This window comes from Dellaglioa sp. CoH-55-MRSF-9, assembly GCF_056782155.1.
The window spans coordinates 294,618-309,955 of record NZ_JBXAYG010000001.1; the positions used below are offsets into that span (position 1 = coordinate 294,618).

Consider the following 15,338-nt stretch of genomic DNA (forward strand, 5'->3'; position numbering starts at 1 on the left):
CGTCCGATTCTTATTAACCTATAATCGTTTTTAACTGTAACAAAAAAGAGTTCAAAAATTTTACCTGAACTCTTTTCAAGATATCAATCAATTTAAAACATTGTTCGGTTGATATTATAGCGACGTTTAACGTAAATTCTAACTGCAAATGCGATTAATGCAATTACAAGATAAACAGGGGCTGGCAACAATGCATTAAGTGGTCCTGGAATCAATGCCACTAACATGTAGGCAAGAATCCATACTGCAAGAAAGGCTACAAATACTAGTAATGTAACCCAGAAAGCTGGTTTGTCTTCTTTTTTGACGTTTGGGCCATATTTTTTGTAGAAGAGCGCTGCTCCAATACCACCCAAAATTGATGTGATTAGTAGTGTTAATAATCCACCAGCACCAGAAGCTTCTGCTTGCGTACTTGTTTTACTCATTAATCCCATAACACCGTACATACCAGCAAAAATTAATAACATCATCAACCCATTATCTAAAGCTGTTAACCAAAAACTACTTGTTGGTTCTGCAGCTTTTTTCTGTGGGCCCATAATGATATCAGTTGCTTTTGTACTAACAGGACCATATAGTTTAGTTGCTGTTACACCTTTATGCTGTTCGGTGCGAAGTTCTGCAACAATTTCACCAATGACCGTATTTCGTTTTTCATCATTAATTTTTGAATCTTTCAAAATACTATTTAAACGGTAAACATAATCTTCATTACGCTTCGTTAATCCCGCAAAGGGTCCTTTATCCTGTAACTTCGTTTCTTTTTCTAAATGTTCTTTTTGTTTTGCTGCAGCTGTCGCATTTCTCTCTTCAACTGATGTTTCTTCGACTTTGTTTTCTTCTGACATGACTAACAACCCCTACTGACTTATTTTATTTAGACGTTAAATCTGAACTCAATAATATCGCCATCTTGTACGACATATTCTTTACCTTCGGAACGTAAACGACCAGCTTCACGAACTGCTGCGACGCTTCCATTTTTATCTAAATCAGCAAATGACATTGTTTCAGCACGGATAAATCCACGTTCAAAATCTGAATGGATAATTCCGGCAACTTGAGGTGCTTTCATCCCTTGTTTAAAGGTCCATGCTCGTGTTTCGGCACCACCAGCAGTAAAGAAAGTTGCTAAACCTAGTAATTTATAAGATGCCCTGATTAAGCGATCAAGTCCTGATTCTTCAACACCAGCAGCTTCAAGGAAATCAAGTTTATCTTCATCATCTAGTTCAGCAATTTCTTCTTCTGTTTTAGCAGAAACGGCTAAACATTCTGAACCTTCTTCTTTTGCAAAGGCTTCAATTAATTTTACATACTTATTAGCATCTGGGTCAGCCATGTCATCTTCAGCAATATTAGCGACATAAAGAACTGGTTTGTTCGTTAATAAAAACATACCTTTAACATATTTTTCTTCTTCTTCATCAAATTCAATTGAGCGAACGGCATGTCCAGCTTCAAGAACTGGTTTGATTTTTTGTAAAATACTGAATTCAGCCAACGCATCTTTATCTTTTGTTCTAGCCACTTTTTCAACTTTAGCATAACGTTTTGTCACACTATCTAAATCTGCAAAAACAAGTTCTAAGTTGATTGTTTCAATATCGTCCATTGGATCCACTTTATCAGAAACATGTGTGATATTATCATCGTCAAATGCACGAACAACGTGCACAATAGCATCAACTTGACGAATATTTTCTAAAAATTTATTACCAAGTCCTTCACCTTTACTTGCGCCTTTAACAATACCGGCAATATCCGTAAATTCAAAAGTTGTATGAATAATTTTTTTAGCAGGGACTACTTCATCGATACGTGCTAATCGTTTATCTGGAACTTCAACCATCCCAACGTTTGGATCGATTGTCGCAAATGGGTAATTAGCCATTTCCGCGCCTGCTTTTGTAATTGCGTTAAATAAAGTTGATTTACCTACGTTTGGTAATCCTACGATTCCTGCCGTTAATGCCATAATTAGACGTCACTCTTTTCATTTATTTTGTATTATCTTCTGTTGTTGCTTTTTCTAACATTTTTTTCATCTTTTTTTCAAATTCTCGTCTAGGTAATAGAATAAGGTGCCCGCATCCTAAACACTTAATGCGAATATCCATTCCCATTCGCACGATTTCCCAGCGGTTAGTCCCACAAGGATGTGGTTTTTTCATTTCAACAATATCATGTAAGTCATACATACTGACTAACCTCCTAGTCTAGTGAAATATCAAGTAAGTCCAAAATACGGTTCAAATCATCCGTTGATAAGTAGTCAATTTCTATCTTACCTTTATGATTTTTTTTGCTCTGTTGGATAGAAACTTGTGTTCCAAATTTTTCTTTTAACAAGTTCTCACTTTGTTGAACATAAATTGATTTTTCAACTTCGTTCACTTTTTTAGTATTCTTTTTAATTTCGCCGTTCATTTGGGCAATTACTTTTTCCAACTCACGAACAGTTAGATTTTCTTTAACTGTTCTTTTAGCTAATGCCCCAATTTTTTGTTTATCTTTAAGTGACAGCAATGTTCTTGCTTGACCCATCGATAACTGATCAACTTGGAGTAATTCTTTAACTGAGTTGGGCAATCCTAATAAACGCAAATAATTAGCAATATAAGGACGACTTTTGCCTAATCGCTCTGAAACTTGTGACTGCGTTAAGTTTAATTTTTCCATCAACATGTTATAAGCTTCTGCCTCTTCTAAAGGAGACAATTCTTCACGTTGTAAATTTTCCAAAATAGCAACTTCCATCATTGCTTCTTCTGTCATCGTTCTAATAATTGCAGGGACATCTGTTAGTCCTGCTAATTTAGACGCACGGAAACGACGTTCTCCTGCAATGATTTCATAACCCTTAATGACTGATTCTCTTACAATAATTGGTTGGAAGACACCTGATTTTTTGATAGACGCAGCTAATTCTTTTAGGGCATCTTCATCAAATGTTTTACGAGGTTGGTAAGGATTAGGGCGAATTTCAGCTAAGTTTAAACGAACAACAGATTCTTTTGTATCATCATATTGATCAAGTTCATCCTGAAATAACGCGTTAATCCCTTTTCCAAGACCTTTTTTATTATTTACCATGCGCTTTTAACACTTCCTTTGCCAATTCCATATAGACTTGAGCACCCTTCGACTTAGGATCGTAATCAATAATTGCCATCCCATGGCTAGGTGCTTCAGACAAGCGGACATTTCGCGGAATAATTGTCTTGTAGACTTTTTCTGCAAAATATTTTTGCACCTCAGACACAACTTCTGCGCCTAAATTTGTACGTGCATCATACATTGTCATTAAAACGCCTTCAATGGCTAAATCTGGATTAAAATGCTTTTGAACTAAACGAATTGTGTTAAGCAATTGGCTTAAACCTTCCAAAGCATAGTATTCACTTTGAACAGGAATTAAAATTGATTTACTAGCTGTAAAGGCATTAATTGTAATCAATCCAAGTGATGGCGGGCAATCTATTAAAATATAATCATACTGATCTTCAATTGTTTTAACGGCATCCAATAATCTTGTTTCACGAGCCATTTGCGGTGTTAATTCAATCTCAGCACCAGCCAATTGAATGGTTGCCGGAACGATATCTAATCCTTTATGACTAGTAGCTAGAATTGTCTCCTTAATTGGAAATTCATTAACTAAAACATCATAAATATCTTTTTTTATTGTTGATTTTTCAATACCAACACCACTTGTTGAATTTCCTTGAGCATCCGTATCTATTAATAAAACACGCTTGCCTAGCTCGGCTAAACAAGCGCCTAAATTCACACTCGTTGTTGTTTTACCAACGCCACCTTTTTGGTTTGCTAATGAAATAACAATTCCCATGTTTGATTAACCCTCCTTTTTTGATTCAATCACATCAATAATAACGCGATACCCTGAATCAGTTTTTTCTTGTTTTGATTTAATCGTTACACCGTTATTTTCTATAACTTGAACCGCTTGTTTTAGGGTATTAATCACTAATCTTTTATCAGGATTACCTTTTTTCGTGTTTTTCTTTTCAGACACTTTTGATTCTGGTTTAATTTTATTAGCTGAAATTAACTTTTCGGTTTCTTTCACTGTTAATTTCTCTTTTAAAATACGTTTTAATAATTTTTTTTGATTGCTAGCTGATAAACTAACCATTGCTCTTCCGTGACGTTCGGATATCTGTTGCGCCATAATGGACGTTTGTACGTCATGTTCTAATTTTAATAAACGCAATTTATTAGCAACAAATGCTTGGCTTTTACCCATATCTTCAGCTAATTTTGACTGTGATAAGTGGTTTAAACTCATTAGTTTACTGTAGGCCTCTGCTTCTTCAATTGCTGTTAGTTCCTCACGTTGTAAATTTTCAATTAGTGCCATCGAAGCCGCTTGGTCGTCGTCCATTTTCTGAACAATTGCCGGAATTTTTTTCCATCCTAATGAAGATGCTGCCCGAAAACGACGTTCCCCAGCAATAATCTCATATTTTCCAGTCTCATACTCTCGCAAAATAATAGGCTGCAATAACCCGTGTTCTTTAAGGGTTTGTGCTAATTCATCAATTTTTTGATCATCAAAGACACGACGAGGTTGGAAGCGATTGGGTACAATAGTCGTAACAGAAATGTCACTAACCTTCGTTTGATTCGTTTCATCTTCTTGTTCTTGTTGATTTTTACGATTTCCTAAAAATGAAAATGCCATTTTCCGACGACCTCCTGACTATATCTTATTTACAAGTGGGGTACGTCCAGGTACACCCGCTTTTCTAGGGTATTTTTTAGGACTTAATTTGACTTTATCAACGACTAATAGATGACGTTCGTCATCTGAAATTGGTAAAGTAAATTCATGATTAGCCACAACTTGACCACCTAAAAGCTTGATAGCATATTCGGCATCGACTAATTCTTCGTCCATTTTTTGAGCTTTGAGAGCGATAAATTGACCATTTAATTTAACTAAAGGTAAGCACAATTCAGATAGTACGCTCAATCTTGCAACAGCACGAGCTGTCACGATATCATATTGTTCTCTATATAAACTTTTTTTACCTGCAAATTCTTCAGCACGATTATGAAAAAAAGCAACCCCTGTAATATCTAATTTGTCCGCCAATTCATTTAAAAAGTTGATACGTTTATTCAACGAATCAACAATAGTCACCGTTAATTGCGGAAAAGCAATCTTCAGTGGAATTGAAGGGAAGCCGGCACCTGCGCCGACGTCACAAATAGATAAGGGCTCGCTTTGTATTTCTTTTGAATAAAAAGCAGGCGTTAAAGAATCATAAAAATGTTTCAAATAAACGTCTGATTTTTCTGTAATAGCAGTCAGATTAAGGTTTTCATTTGTCATTACTAAAAATTCATAGTATGTTTCAAATTGTGCCATTTGTCTGTCTGTTAAATTAATGTCTTTTTCAGCTAATGCTTGACGAAATTCTTCTGGATTCATATGACTGGCCCTCCGTTATTTGTGAAACAAAACGATGTTTCACGTCCTGTTTAACTTTAACGTATTTAGGCCAGAAATACAAGCCAACTGTAAGATTCTCTATCCTACTAATTTATCAAATTTTTTAAGTTTTGAAATTAATAATTCGACAAATTTTGCACGGTCAATTGATAGTAAGACTTCTGTATTTTTTTCTAATCCCAATAAATCAAATTTATCAACGATTGTCTCACCTTTAGTAAGATCACCATTCACCTCAACATCAACATGGTACTTTTCACTTGTGAATAATTCAGGATGTAACATCCAAGCAATTGTACAAGGGTCATGTAATGGAATACCGTCGAATCCCCATTTTTCTTGACCATAGTAAATACCATAAAATTTCAATAACCCGTAGGCTGATTGCGCTACTTTATTATTAATCTTACCAATTTCTTCAATTTCAGAATCTAAAATTTGTGCTTGATGAGTTAAGTTTAATCCAGCCATAACCATTGGAATAGAGTCATTTAAAACCATTTTTGCTGACTCTGGGTCCACGGCAATATTAAATTCTGAACCAGGTTTAACATTTCCAACATCCGTTGAGCCACCCATAAAGACAATTTTTTCAATTTTATTTTTTAATTCAGGATAGACAGCTAAAAATAGTGCCATATTCGTCATTGGGCCCGTGACAACCATTGTAACTTTTTCAGCACTTTTAGATAATGTTTCTGCAATTAACTCAATTGCTGTTAAATTAGTTGCTGGAATTTCAGATTTAGGTAACTCTGTTCCATCAACACCAGTATCTCCATGAACGGCATCGGCAATCATTAATTCTTGTAGTAAAGGTTTTTTATTTCCACTAGCAACTGGAACATCTGTCCGTTCCATCAATGTTAGTAGTCGACAAGCGTTATCAAATGTTTTATCAGGTGTTTGATTTCCAGCGGATGTTGTCACCGCACGTAAATCAAATTCTGGTGAAGCAATAATCATCATTAACGCTAATGCGTCATCATGTCCTGGATCACAATCTAAAATAATTGGTGTTTTTGTCATAATAAAATCTCCTCTTCAATCGAATTATTTTTCTGCATTTTTAATGCAATTAATAAATATATTTATGATCAGCCTTATTAAAATTCCAGAATGGTACTTTTACAACACCTTGAATTTTCGACTTATCAACGAACCCCCAGTAACGACTATCATTAGATACTGAACGATGATCTCCTAGAACAAAATATTTATCTGAAGGTACTCTGATAGCTGAAGTATCTTTAGCCCATTGATTATCTACAGCCAATGACTTGAATGTCCAGTTTTTAGCATTTATGTTCTGAACCCTTGTCCCTACTGTTTTTTGATAAGTTGAAATATAAGGTTCTTCAATTTCTTTACCATTAACATAGACATGATCATTTTTAAATTCTACTGTATCACCAGGCATTCCAATAACACGTTTAACATACTCTTGACCCTCAGTTGCATCAGGATCTACGCCGTATGCATCAAAAACAACAGTACTAAAGCGCTTAATATCAATAACTTTAACAACAGCAACATGCTCATTATTAACTAAGTTAGGTTGCATCGATGGCCCATCAACACGTACCATTGTGACAACAAATGTTTTTAAAAGCATCGCGATTATTAAACCGATTGCAATCGGTATAATCCAACTCATTATTTCTTTAACTATTCTTTTCATATTTCCACCTAATCATTATATTTTTTATCCCCTTATTTAGTTAATTATACGCCAACTATTTAAGGACTTTCAATATCCAATAATTCAAATGATACCAGACAATGAAATCCCTTTCTATTAAAACTTAAAATTTCATTTGCAACCATGTAAAACGACTGGTATAGTTTTAATTAGTTCTAGTAGTATAGAAACATAAGGTTTCTGTAATATCTTTGTAACATCGGGGGGCAATATATTTTAATTTAAAATATATTGAAAGTGTTCTAAACCATTATTGCACATGGGATTTACTAAATTAAATAAATTATAAGTTAAATACATAAATCATCATTATCATTGATATATAAACATTACTTAGTATATATTACAAAATCATGCTAAGTTGTAATAGTTTTTGTATTTGATTGCAACACTAACCGGTTACAATAGTTACTGTAGTATAAATCCAATAAAATAAGAAAGTAGATGTGACTCAACTTGAATAACACACTTAAATCATTATTACTCGGTACAGTTGGTACCGCTGGCCTCCTTCTTGCATCTAACGCAACTGCTGATGCAGCAACAGTTAAAGTTCAAACAAACGATACTGTTTGGGCTTTTTCTCAGAAGTATGGCGTTTCAATCAAAACAATCGAAACTTTAAACAATATTGACGCAAATTCTCATATTATTGTAAGTGGTCAATCATTAAATATTCCTGAAAAGGATAGCAACGCTAAAGCAAGCTCAACACAAAAAAGTACTTCAGCTAAAACAAGTACTATCGTTACTACTAATACTTCAGTAAATAAAACATCCGTTACTGTTAAAAATGGTGATTCATTATGGTCAATCGCTAAAGAAAATGGCATTTCAATCTCAGCACTTCGTTCGGCTAATGGATTTGCTGATAACTCAGCACTTATCTTACCCGGTCAAAATTTAACATTAACTGGTTCAAAAGCGGTAGCTGCAAGTACTACTGTTACTCCCGCTAAAGTAACACCAGCTAAAACTGTTAAAGTAGAAACAAGTACTGCTAAACCAGTTGCTACAACTCCTAAAGCAGAAGTAAGTGCTGCTAAATCAGTTACTGCAACTCCTAAAGTAGAAACAGCTACACCTAAAGCAGCATCTACTACAAATAATAAGACTGTTACTGTTAAAAACGGCGATTCATTATGGTCAATCGCTCAATCAAACGGTATTACTATCTCAGCACTATGTGATGCTAATGGTTTATCTTCTAATTCAATGATTAACCCTGGCCAAACATTAAACTTAACAGGTTCAATGGCTAAAGTAGCTTCTACAACTGCTGAAAAAGTTGTTACACCTGCAAAAGCTACAACAACACCTAAAGCTGCTGTAACTTCTAATGCTACTTCAACACCTAAGGCTGCTACAAGTTCTAATACTGCTTCAACAGCTAACACTGCTGTTGCAAGTTCTAATACTACTTCAACAACTAATACTGCTGCTGCAAGTTCTAATACTACTTCAACAACTAATACTGCTGCTGCAAGTTCTAATACTACTTCAACAGCTAATACTGCTGCTGCAAGCTCTACAACACAAACAGCAAGCTACTCAGCAAGCAAAGTTATCTCTGTTGCTAAAGCATACATAGGTACTCCTTATGTTTGGGGTGGATCAACTCCTTCTGGTTTTGATTGTTCAGGATTCACACAATATGTATTCGCAAAAGTTGGTATTAACTTAAACCGTAATACTATTGGACAAGAATCAAATGTTTCTAAGAAATCAACTGCTGCTGCTCAACCTGGAGATTTATTATTCTGGGGAGCTCAAGGTTCTACATACCATGTTGGTATTTACTTAGGTGGTGGCCAATATATCGCTGCTCCAGAACCTGGTCAAAATGTTAAAATTGGTGCATTAGCATATTACCCTGCTTCATTTGCTGGTACTGTTAATAAATAATATTATGAAGGTCCCACTCACTAAGTGAGTGGGACCTTTTTTTATGGATTTTAATATATAAAGTATTCTGGTTCGGAATCTATAAAAGTTGCTAAGATTGGAAATAAGTCCGTTAGAAATCTGAATTTTATTATTTGTTCCTTCTAAAAGAGTATTAATCGAATAATTATTAATGTTTGGAAATATCTTCACATCACGCCATCATAAGATTATGTCTGCTATTTAAAAACAAAAATCTTATACTCTTCGGCTTATTCATCATTAATCAAAAACTGGTATTTAATGCTTTTTACCCTACTATTAACAAGTGATATTTGAAACCTTTTATCTTTAAAAATCGTTACTCATTTTAAAATGTTTCATGTGAAACATTTTAAAATGGCATAAATACATAGAAGCAAAACTAACTTTTTCTTTTAATTTTGGCTATTTGGTGTATTATAAAGCTATTCGGGCCCTTAGCTCAGTTGGGAGAGCGTCTGCTCCGCAAGTAGAAGGTCGACGGTTCAAATCCGTTAGGGTCCATAGTAACCACTACAGATTTTAAAAATCAAAAAAGAGATTAACTTCAATTTGAAGTTAATCTCTTTTTCTTACGTTTCTATTTAATAAGGTTTTCCATTTGCAACGTGTTTTGCATGTTGCAACAGCGCTGTCATAGTTTCAATAATATGCGGATCGTCAATTTGATAGTACATTAACTTTCCTTCTCGTCTCTGACTAATTATTTGATGCGTTTTTAATAAACTTAATTGATGAGATAAGTTTGTTTGTTCAACATTAAGTATCTTTGATAATTCAGTTACATTATATTCATGTTGTTCCAATAAATAGATTAATTGTAATCTTATTCGATTATTCAATAGCTTAGTTATCATAATTGATTCATCAAGTTCACTTTTTGGAATTTCATTGTACGGTTGCATTATTTTCCTCCTACATAAAGTGCTGAATAGTACCACTTTCTAATAATATATATAGACCTAAGAAAACATAAACAATTAGAGTGATTAAATTACCAAAATTTTGAAAAAATTCTTGGATTTTAGGTAAATTAGTAATCATTTTACTCAACCATGTAATGATACATAAGAATATAAAAAATAGCATCAGTACAATAGGTACATCCCTAATAGATAATGTCGTGAAAAATGGGACGTAGATAGCAAGATTATCTGGTCCACAAGTTGCAATAGTAATCATAATTACATTTAAAATTATGCCTTGACCCGGTTTTCCTAATTTCTCCCGGACCTCATTACCCTCATCTTCATCACTAAAATACATTTTTATACCCATTATAATCGGAATAAGTCCCAAAAATCCTAAGATCCATTCTTCAGGAATCAGTTTTAACCAAAAGGCAGCAATCAAACTAACTGCTATAAGCGTCCCACTACCAAGTAGCTCTCCTATAAATATTAATTTTTCTTCATGTTTATTTTTATACTTAGCAAAAATAATAATTAGAATTAAAAGATAATCGATATTTGTTGAAATGAATGCGAGTACAGTTGAACCTAATAGTGTGACCATTATAGCATCTCCTCTATATGATATATTATTCATATGATATTTTGTTCATGTGAATAATATATCATATGTTAACGTCCATGTAAACGGTTAAATATAAATTTATTAGTACCTTATTTATTCAAAAATATGCTAGAATTAGTTTATTATCTATTACTTCGGAGGAATTCATATGGACTATCTAATACTGTTACTACCTATTTTATTGTTAGCTATTTGGTATATCAGCTTTCACAAAGAACCACGTCAATTAATTAATGGATTTCTGTTCAATATATTTGTCATTTCTTTAATAGGTGTACTCGCTACTTCCCCTATCAATTTTATGAAAAATAGCGCTGTTTTTATTATCATTGTTGGCGCTATAGGTTTGATATTACTTTCAATTGCAACTATTCCATTTTTATTAATTAATACTGGACTAGTCTTTAAACGTGAAAGTTATTCATTAGCTAACATGCTTGGACTACTACTTGCTATTGTTCTTATCATTCGCTGGTTTGTGACACCTTTAATCAGTACGTGGCCTTGGTATCTTCAATTACCATTTAATTTTGCTTCGTTGACTGGCTTATATCTTATGTTCGCTTTTTTAAATTTCTTGTCTGTTAGTATTTTATATAGCTTACGACGTCCAAAATATGATCAAGACTACATCATTGTACTAGGTGCAGGTTTAATCAACGGTTATAAAGTTAGTAAACTACTTGCCAACAGAATCAAACGTGCTACCAATTTTGCGGACAAACAAATACTATTAGGCGGTAAACGCCCGATTATTATTTTTTCAGGTGGGCAAGGTAATGATGAGTCTATTTCAGAAGCACAGGCAATGCAAAAATGGGCCATCGACAGTGGTTATCCAGAAGAATTTACATTACTAGAAGACAAATCAACAACGACTTTTGAAAATATGCGTTTCTCAAAAAAAATAATTGATCTTGATCATAGAGGGGATCATATTTTATTCAGTTCAAATAACTACCATATCTTTCGTGCTGCAATATTTGCACGAATGGTTGGTGTAAATGCTCAAGGCATTGGCGGGAAAACGCCATGGTATTTTTTACCTAATGCGTTCTTGCGTGAATTCATTGCTATCATAATGCTTCATAAAAATCGTCATTTTATAGTTATTTTGTTGCTCCTTTTACTGTCTATTTTTCAACAGCTTTTTAAATAATTATTACTTCAATACTTACTTAAATTAATTAATCTACTTAAAAGGATAAACCTTTAATTTATGTCATATTGACAAAACTCAGTACTATCGTTAGAATTAATTTTTATTAATATCAGTCTTATAAATTAACTATTTTTGTTGTAATCTAAGCATTAGCTAATAAAAGCTAATGCTTTTTTTATACAGTTTTTTAGTAAGGGAGATTTTATTTATGAATGGGATAGATATACACGATAATTTGAAGGTATTACAAGATTTAAAATTTTTAATTTATGACTTTAGTAACCATAGGATTGATTTTCACAATTTTGATATTTTAACTTTAGATTTACCTACCAAACAAATTGATTTAGTCTCAGCCTATCAAGCACAAAAAATTGACCACACTATTGAAGAAATAGCATGGTCAATCATTAATGATAATCATTTATAAACGGATTACTTTAAGCAATAATTCAGCTGTCGCTTCTCTTTTTTCTTTGGGTAAAGAAGCAAGATAATTAATCAAATCCAGCGTTGCAACACCTTTTAAATTTTGATTAGTAAAGAAGTCAGCTAACGTCATATCCAGCGCTTCAGCAATATCTGATAATTTTTTTATTTTAATATTATCTAACTTACCTCGCTCTATCAAAGAAATTAAACTAACAGAAGATTTTGATTTTTCAGCCAGTTGCTCAATGGTCATATTCAATAATTTTCGTTTAGCACGAATTAAAATTCCTATTTTTTTAAGCATATTAAACTCCTAATCAGAAAGGTTCTCTTTATGGTAAAGGTTTTTAAAACAATCAAACAGATTATAGCTTATCTTTTTTTAATATATATATATATACAAAAACCTTTTAAGCTGATAAAATAACTTAAGTTTCGTTTAAGGTTTGTCTTTATTCGTTGATTTAGTAATTTAAATCTAAGGAGGCCACGGGGGGTATTACTAATTCTGCATCTAACAACCTAAAAAAATACATAAGTACCAATGATTAAAATCCTATTTTATGCGATTGAGTTAGCCATTATTTTATAAACTAAAACTCGCTATGTATACACTAGATTTGGTAACTTTTAGTTAAGTAGTCAAAGTTAATCATATTATTAAGGTAGTTAAAAAGGAGATCCAATGATTAAAAAAGAACAAATCTATTATGCGCCTTCAGATGATTTATCTGGGAGTACGACAAAAAAATTCTGTCCTAATTGTGGAAGTGAAGTTCCTAAGGATGGTAATTTCTGTCCTAATTGTAATTTTGATTTACGTGTTAATTCAGTTGCGTCACAGCAACCTGTTACGCCGGTTCAACCAACACAACAACAAATGCCACCTACACAAACACGAACTGCAAATCCTAAATTACCCATCTCAGGTAAAACAAAATTCATCAGAATTTTGATTGGTATTATCGCTCTTATTATTGTTGTTGGCTACTATGCTGGAACAAAATATTACTCAAAAGAAAATCAAATTGAACGAATTACAGATGCATTAAAAACCGATAAAAACATGGAAGCTTATTTTTCAACATCGGATACGGCATTAAAAATTACTGATGAGTCTATGAAACCTGCATCAGATGCATGGGGTAGTACAGACTCTCTTAAAACTTTTAAAAACGAATTAACCAATGGAGCAAGCACTTCAACACATTTTCATTTAAAAGAAAATGGTAAACATTGGTTATTATTCCCTAAATATACGGCTGACTTTTCAACCGTTTCCGTTAACTTATCAACGAATAGCTCTGGGGCTGTTATCAAGATGAATGATAAAAAAGTTGCTACAGCTGACTCTGATAATTACAGTAAAACAATCTCAAATCTAGTTCCCGGTAACTACACAATAGAAGCAGCTGGCTCTATTGATGGTACTAAACTAAATAATAAATCGACTGAGACGCTCACTAGTTCAACTTCTAACGTCAATTTAGATTTAAGTACACTTACTTTTAGAATTAAAAGTATCGCAAATGCTGATATCTATGTTAATTCTAAAAAAGTTGGTACAACTGATGATGATGGTTCTGCAACAATTGGCCCTATTGCCTCTTCTGGAAACAATCGATTGCAGCTTAAAGAAAAGGTCGGAGACAACACTCTCGTTACCAGTGAATACCAAATTTCAGGTAGCGATGATGATAACGACGTAACTTTAAATAATACAGATGAAAATGGCTTTCAAGATAGTTCTAGTAGCAATTTATTCAATATTAATTTTCCTAATATGTTAACTCTAGATGATGCAGAAAGTTATATAGACAATTTATTTACCCAAATTGATGACTACACTATCGATGGTGATGACTCTAATGAGGATTCAAATGATAGTTATGGCTCAATAGGCAGTTTCTTTGTTAATGGCTCAAGCAATGCAGATGCCAAGGCATGGGTGACTATTGCTAAAAATTATCATGATGATGATGCAATCAGTAGTGTCTCTTATGACGCTAAAGTATTATCAGTAACACCGACAGATAAAAATAAATTTGATGTCGCTTATGATGTTACTTATACGTTCGATTTCACTGATAGTGACGATAATTATTCAACTAAAACACAAGTATTTAGATATACTGCTAAAGTTAATTATTCTAATAACGATGACTTCTTAATCAAGTCAATTACACCCGCTAAAAAAATTAGTGAAAAAATTGAAGACAACTAAACTTTGGAGGAAATAATCATGAAAACATGCCCAAACTGTAGTTCACAACAACCAGAAAATGTAAAATTTTGTACAAACTGTGGATTTGCCTTTTCCATTAAACCAGCCCAAGAAACGGCCGCAACACAATCACAAAACGTACAAGAACCAACAAAATTCCAACAACAATACACGCAACAACAAGATACTAAAGCTCAAAATGAGAATATTGAACAAGCTAAAACATTCGCATCAAATTATTGGTCTTATTTCTTAAATGCCATTAAACATCCCACAATTTTAGAAAATGGTCATAAATATTTCGGCTTTACGACAATTATTTTATTCGCCATATTTAATGATATTTTTGTAAAATTAATAATGGATAATGTTGCTAAATCTGTTAATTCAAGTCTATTTTCAGGACTCTTTAACACTCAAAGTACCTATGCGCCAACAATTGACAGTAGTGTCTACGCAAAATTATTTTTCTTAACACTACTAGCTTTTGCCTTTTACATACTAATTGGATTTTTTGTTCGTAATGTTGTTTTAGGCGATAAGAGTGATACCTTACTTTCATTTACAAATCGCTTTACACACTACCTCATGATCAATCTTGTATTAGCTGTCCTTAGTATGCTTTTCATGCTACTTGGAATGAGAGGCCTTGCTGTATTCATGTATGCTTTAATGGCCCTTATCATGAGTATTGCTTTCATTTTATCGATGATTATTGATACAAATCCACTTAAAATAGATAAACTTTACGGCGTTGTCATTGGACAACTTCTATTAGCTTTAGTTTTCATGATTGTTATGTCAGTATTTGCTGTCAGTTTAGCAGCCAACATAGCTTCAATCATCTCTGCAGCTGGATTTTAAGTTTATT

Annotated in this window: 17 protein-coding genes and 1 tRNA gene; 6 read left to right on the forward strand and 12 right to left on the reverse strand. The window is 33.2% G+C overall.

The genetic code is table 11. The features are described 5' to 3' along the window. Positions 1 to 92: 92 nt before the first annotated feature. From AC1RPV_RS01330 to lepB, 9 genes are all read right to left on the reverse strand, one after another. Positions 93 to 851, reverse strand: coding sequence for a DUF1129 family protein (locus AC1RPV_RS01330; protein ID WP_481761065.1), 759 nt, complete (start codon positions 849 to 851; stop codon positions 93 to 95). Between the two features lie 29 nt (positions 852 to 880). Beyond that, positions 881 to 1,981, reverse strand: coding sequence for a redox-regulated ATPase YchF (gene ychF, locus AC1RPV_RS01335; RefSeq protein ID WP_481761066.1), 1,101 nt, complete (start codon positions 1,979 to 1,981; stop codon positions 881 to 883). Between the two features lie 22 nt (positions 1,982 to 2,003). Further along, positions 2,004 to 2,204, reverse strand: a complete 201-nt coding sequence (locus tag AC1RPV_RS01340) for a DUF951 domain-containing protein (RefSeq protein ID WP_409021822.1) — start codon at positions 2,202 to 2,204, stop codon at positions 2,004 to 2,006. A 13-nt stretch (positions 2,205 to 2,217) separates the two neighbouring features. Further along, positions 2,218 to 3,099: a ParB/RepB/Spo0J family partition protein gene (locus AC1RPV_RS01345; protein WP_409021823.1), complete on the reverse strand. Its 882-nt coding sequence runs from the start codon at positions 3,097 to 3,099 to the stop codon at positions 2,218 to 2,220. Further along, positions 3,089 to 3,856 (reverse strand): ParA family protein, encoded by a 768-nt coding sequence (locus AC1RPV_RS01350; RefSeq protein WP_409021824.1) that lies wholly within the window; start codon positions 3,854 to 3,856, stop codon positions 3,089 to 3,091. Before AC1RPV_RS01350 ends, AC1RPV_RS01345 begins: the two co-directional genes overlap by 11 nt. A gap of 6 nt (positions 3,857 to 3,862) precedes the next feature. Beyond that, the gene (noc, locus tag AC1RPV_RS01355) at positions 3,863 to 4,711 is read right to left on the reverse strand and encodes a nucleoid occlusion protein (RefSeq protein WP_481761067.1); all 849 of its coding nucleotides are present in this window, start codon (positions 4,709 to 4,711) and stop codon (positions 3,863 to 3,865) included. An 18-nt stretch (positions 4,712 to 4,729) separates the two neighbouring features. After that, positions 4,730 to 5,464: a 16S rRNA (guanine(527)-N(7))-methyltransferase RsmG gene (gene rsmG / locus AC1RPV_RS01360; protein ID WP_481761068.1), complete on the reverse strand. Its 735-nt coding sequence runs from the start codon at positions 5,462 to 5,464 to the stop codon at positions 4,730 to 4,732. Between the two features lie 99 nt (positions 5,465 to 5,563). Then, positions 5,564 to 6,514, reverse strand: coding sequence for a pyrimidine-specific ribonucleoside hydrolase RihA (gene rihA, locus AC1RPV_RS01365; protein ID WP_481761069.1), 951 nt, complete (start codon positions 6,512 to 6,514; stop codon positions 5,564 to 5,566). Between the two features lie 49 nt (positions 6,515 to 6,563). After that, positions 6,564 to 7,166, reverse strand: coding sequence for a signal peptidase I (gene lepB / locus AC1RPV_RS01370; protein WP_481761070.1), 603 nt, complete (start codon positions 7,164 to 7,166; stop codon positions 6,564 to 6,566). A gap of 477 nt (positions 7,167 to 7,643) precedes the next feature. Between lepB and AC1RPV_RS01375 the strand changes: the two genes are divergently transcribed. Continuing rightward, positions 7,644 to 9,092, forward strand: a complete 1,449-nt coding sequence (locus AC1RPV_RS01375) for a C40 family peptidase (RefSeq protein ID WP_481761071.1) — start codon at positions 7,644 to 7,646, stop codon at positions 9,090 to 9,092. A 452-nt stretch (positions 9,093 to 9,544) separates the two neighbouring features. Beyond that, positions 9,545 to 9,617 (forward strand) — tRNA-Ala (locus AC1RPV_RS01380). An 80-nt stretch (positions 9,618 to 9,697) separates the two neighbouring features. Here AC1RPV_RS01380 and AC1RPV_RS01385 read toward each other — a convergent pair. Together AC1RPV_RS01385 and AC1RPV_RS01390 are read right to left on the reverse strand one after the other, a co-directional pair. Further along, entirely contained in the window at positions 9,698 to 10,018 is a 321-nt protein-coding gene (locus AC1RPV_RS01385) for an ArsR/SmtB family transcription factor (protein WP_481761072.1), read from the reverse strand. A 10-nt stretch (positions 10,019 to 10,028) separates the two neighbouring features. After that, positions 10,029 to 10,628 carry a cadmium resistance transporter gene (locus tag AC1RPV_RS01390; protein ID WP_481761073.1) on the reverse strand — a complete coding sequence of 200 codons (600 nt, stop codon included), beginning with the start codon at positions 10,626 to 10,628 and terminating at the stop codon, positions 10,029 to 10,031. 169 nt (positions 10,629 to 10,797) lie between these two features. Here AC1RPV_RS01390 and AC1RPV_RS01395 point away from each other — a divergent pair, with 169 nt between their 5' ends. Next, positions 10,798 to 11,808 carry a YdcF family protein gene (locus AC1RPV_RS01395; protein ID WP_481761074.1) on the forward strand — a complete coding sequence of 337 codons (1,011 nt, stop codon included), beginning with the start codon at positions 10,798 to 10,800 and terminating at the stop codon, positions 11,806 to 11,808. A 211-nt stretch (positions 11,809 to 12,019) separates the two neighbouring features. Next, positions 12,020 to 12,241 (forward strand): hypothetical protein, encoded by a 222-nt coding sequence (locus AC1RPV_RS01400; RefSeq protein ID WP_409021835.1) that lies wholly within the window; start codon positions 12,020 to 12,022, stop codon positions 12,239 to 12,241. Here AC1RPV_RS01400 and AC1RPV_RS01405 read toward each other — a convergent pair. Next, complete coding sequence (locus AC1RPV_RS01405; RefSeq protein ID WP_481761075.1) at positions 12,236 to 12,547, reverse strand: helix-turn-helix domain-containing protein; 312 nt, start codon at positions 12,545 to 12,547, stop codon at positions 12,236 to 12,238. The two genes, AC1RPV_RS01400 and AC1RPV_RS01405, sit on opposite strands and share 6 nt — an antisense overlap. 381 nt (positions 12,548 to 12,928) lie before the next feature. On the opposite strand from AC1RPV_RS01405, the gene AC1RPV_RS01410 reads away from it, so the two are divergent. Then, the gene (locus AC1RPV_RS01410; RefSeq protein ID WP_481761076.1) at positions 12,929 to 14,467 is read left to right on the forward strand and encodes a zinc ribbon domain-containing protein; all 1,539 of its coding nucleotides are present in this window, start codon (positions 12,929 to 12,931) and stop codon (positions 14,465 to 14,467) included. Positions 14,468 to 14,485: 18 nt separating this feature from the next. Beyond that, on the forward strand, positions 14,486 to 15,331 hold the full coding sequence (locus AC1RPV_RS01415; RefSeq protein WP_481761077.1) for a DUF6574 domain-containing protein: 846 nt from the start codon (positions 14,486 to 14,488) through the stop codon (positions 15,329 to 15,331). Positions 15,332 to 15,338: the final 7 nt, after the last annotated feature.

What these genes read in the sequence shown, in the direction of transcription:
- AC1RPV_RS01400 (WP_409021835.1), top strand. Translation starts at nt 12,020, where the DNA reads ATGAATGGGATAGATATACACGATAATTTGAAGGTATTACAAGATTTA.
- rihA (WP_481761069.1), bottom strand. Translation starts at nt 6,514, where the DNA reads ATGACAAAAACACCAATTATTTTAGATTGTGATCCAGGACATGATGAC.
- AC1RPV_RS01350 (WP_409021824.1), bottom strand. Translation starts at nt 3,856, where the DNA reads ATGGGAATTGTTATTTCATTAGCAAACCAAAAAGGTGGCGTTGGTAAA.
- noc (WP_481761067.1), bottom strand. Translation starts at nt 4,711, where the DNA reads ATGGCATTTTCATTTTTAGGAAATCGTAAAAATCAACAAGAACAAGAA.
- AC1RPV_RS01415 (WP_481761077.1), top strand. Translation starts at nt 14,486, where the DNA reads ATGAAAACATGCCCAAACTGTAGTTCACAACAACCAGAAAATGTAAAA.
- AC1RPV_RS01410 (WP_481761076.1), top strand. Translation starts at nt 12,929, where the DNA reads ATGATTAAAAAAGAACAAATCTATTATGCGCCTTCAGATGATTTATCT.
- AC1RPV_RS01395 (WP_481761074.1), top strand. Translation starts at nt 10,798, where the DNA reads ATGGACTATCTAATACTGTTACTACCTATTTTATTGTTAGCTATTTGG.
- AC1RPV_RS01385 (WP_481761072.1), bottom strand. Translation starts at nt 10,018, where the DNA reads ATGCAACCGTACAATGAAATTCCAAAAAGTGAACTTGATGAATCAATT.
- AC1RPV_RS01345 (WP_409021823.1), bottom strand. Translation starts at nt 3,099, where the DNA reads ATGGTAAATAATAAAAAAGGTCTTGGAAAAGGGATTAACGCGTTATTT.
- AC1RPV_RS01340 (WP_409021822.1), bottom strand. Translation starts at nt 2,204, where the DNA reads ATGTATGACTTACATGATATTGTTGAAATGAAAAAACCACATCCTTGT.
- lepB (WP_481761070.1), bottom strand. Translation starts at nt 7,166, where the DNA reads ATGAAAAGAATAGTTAAAGAAATAATGAGTTGGATTATACCGATTGCA.
- rsmG (WP_481761068.1), bottom strand. Translation starts at nt 5,464, where the DNA reads ATGAATCCAGAAGAATTTCGTCAAGCATTAGCTGAAAAAGACATTAAT.
- AC1RPV_RS01405 (WP_481761075.1), bottom strand. Translation starts at nt 12,547, where the DNA reads ATGCTTAAAAAAATAGGAATTTTAATTCGTGCTAAACGAAAATTATTG.
- ychF (WP_481761066.1), bottom strand. Translation starts at nt 1,981, where the DNA reads ATGGCATTAACGGCAGGAATCGTAGGATTACCAAACGTAGGTAAATCA.
- AC1RPV_RS01390 (WP_481761073.1), bottom strand. Translation starts at nt 10,628, where the DNA reads ATGGTCACACTATTAGGTTCAACTGTACTCGCATTCATTTCAACAAAT.
- AC1RPV_RS01330 (WP_481761065.1), bottom strand. Translation starts at nt 851, where the DNA reads ATGTCAGAAGAAAACAAAGTCGAAGAAACATCAGTTGAAGAGAGAAAT.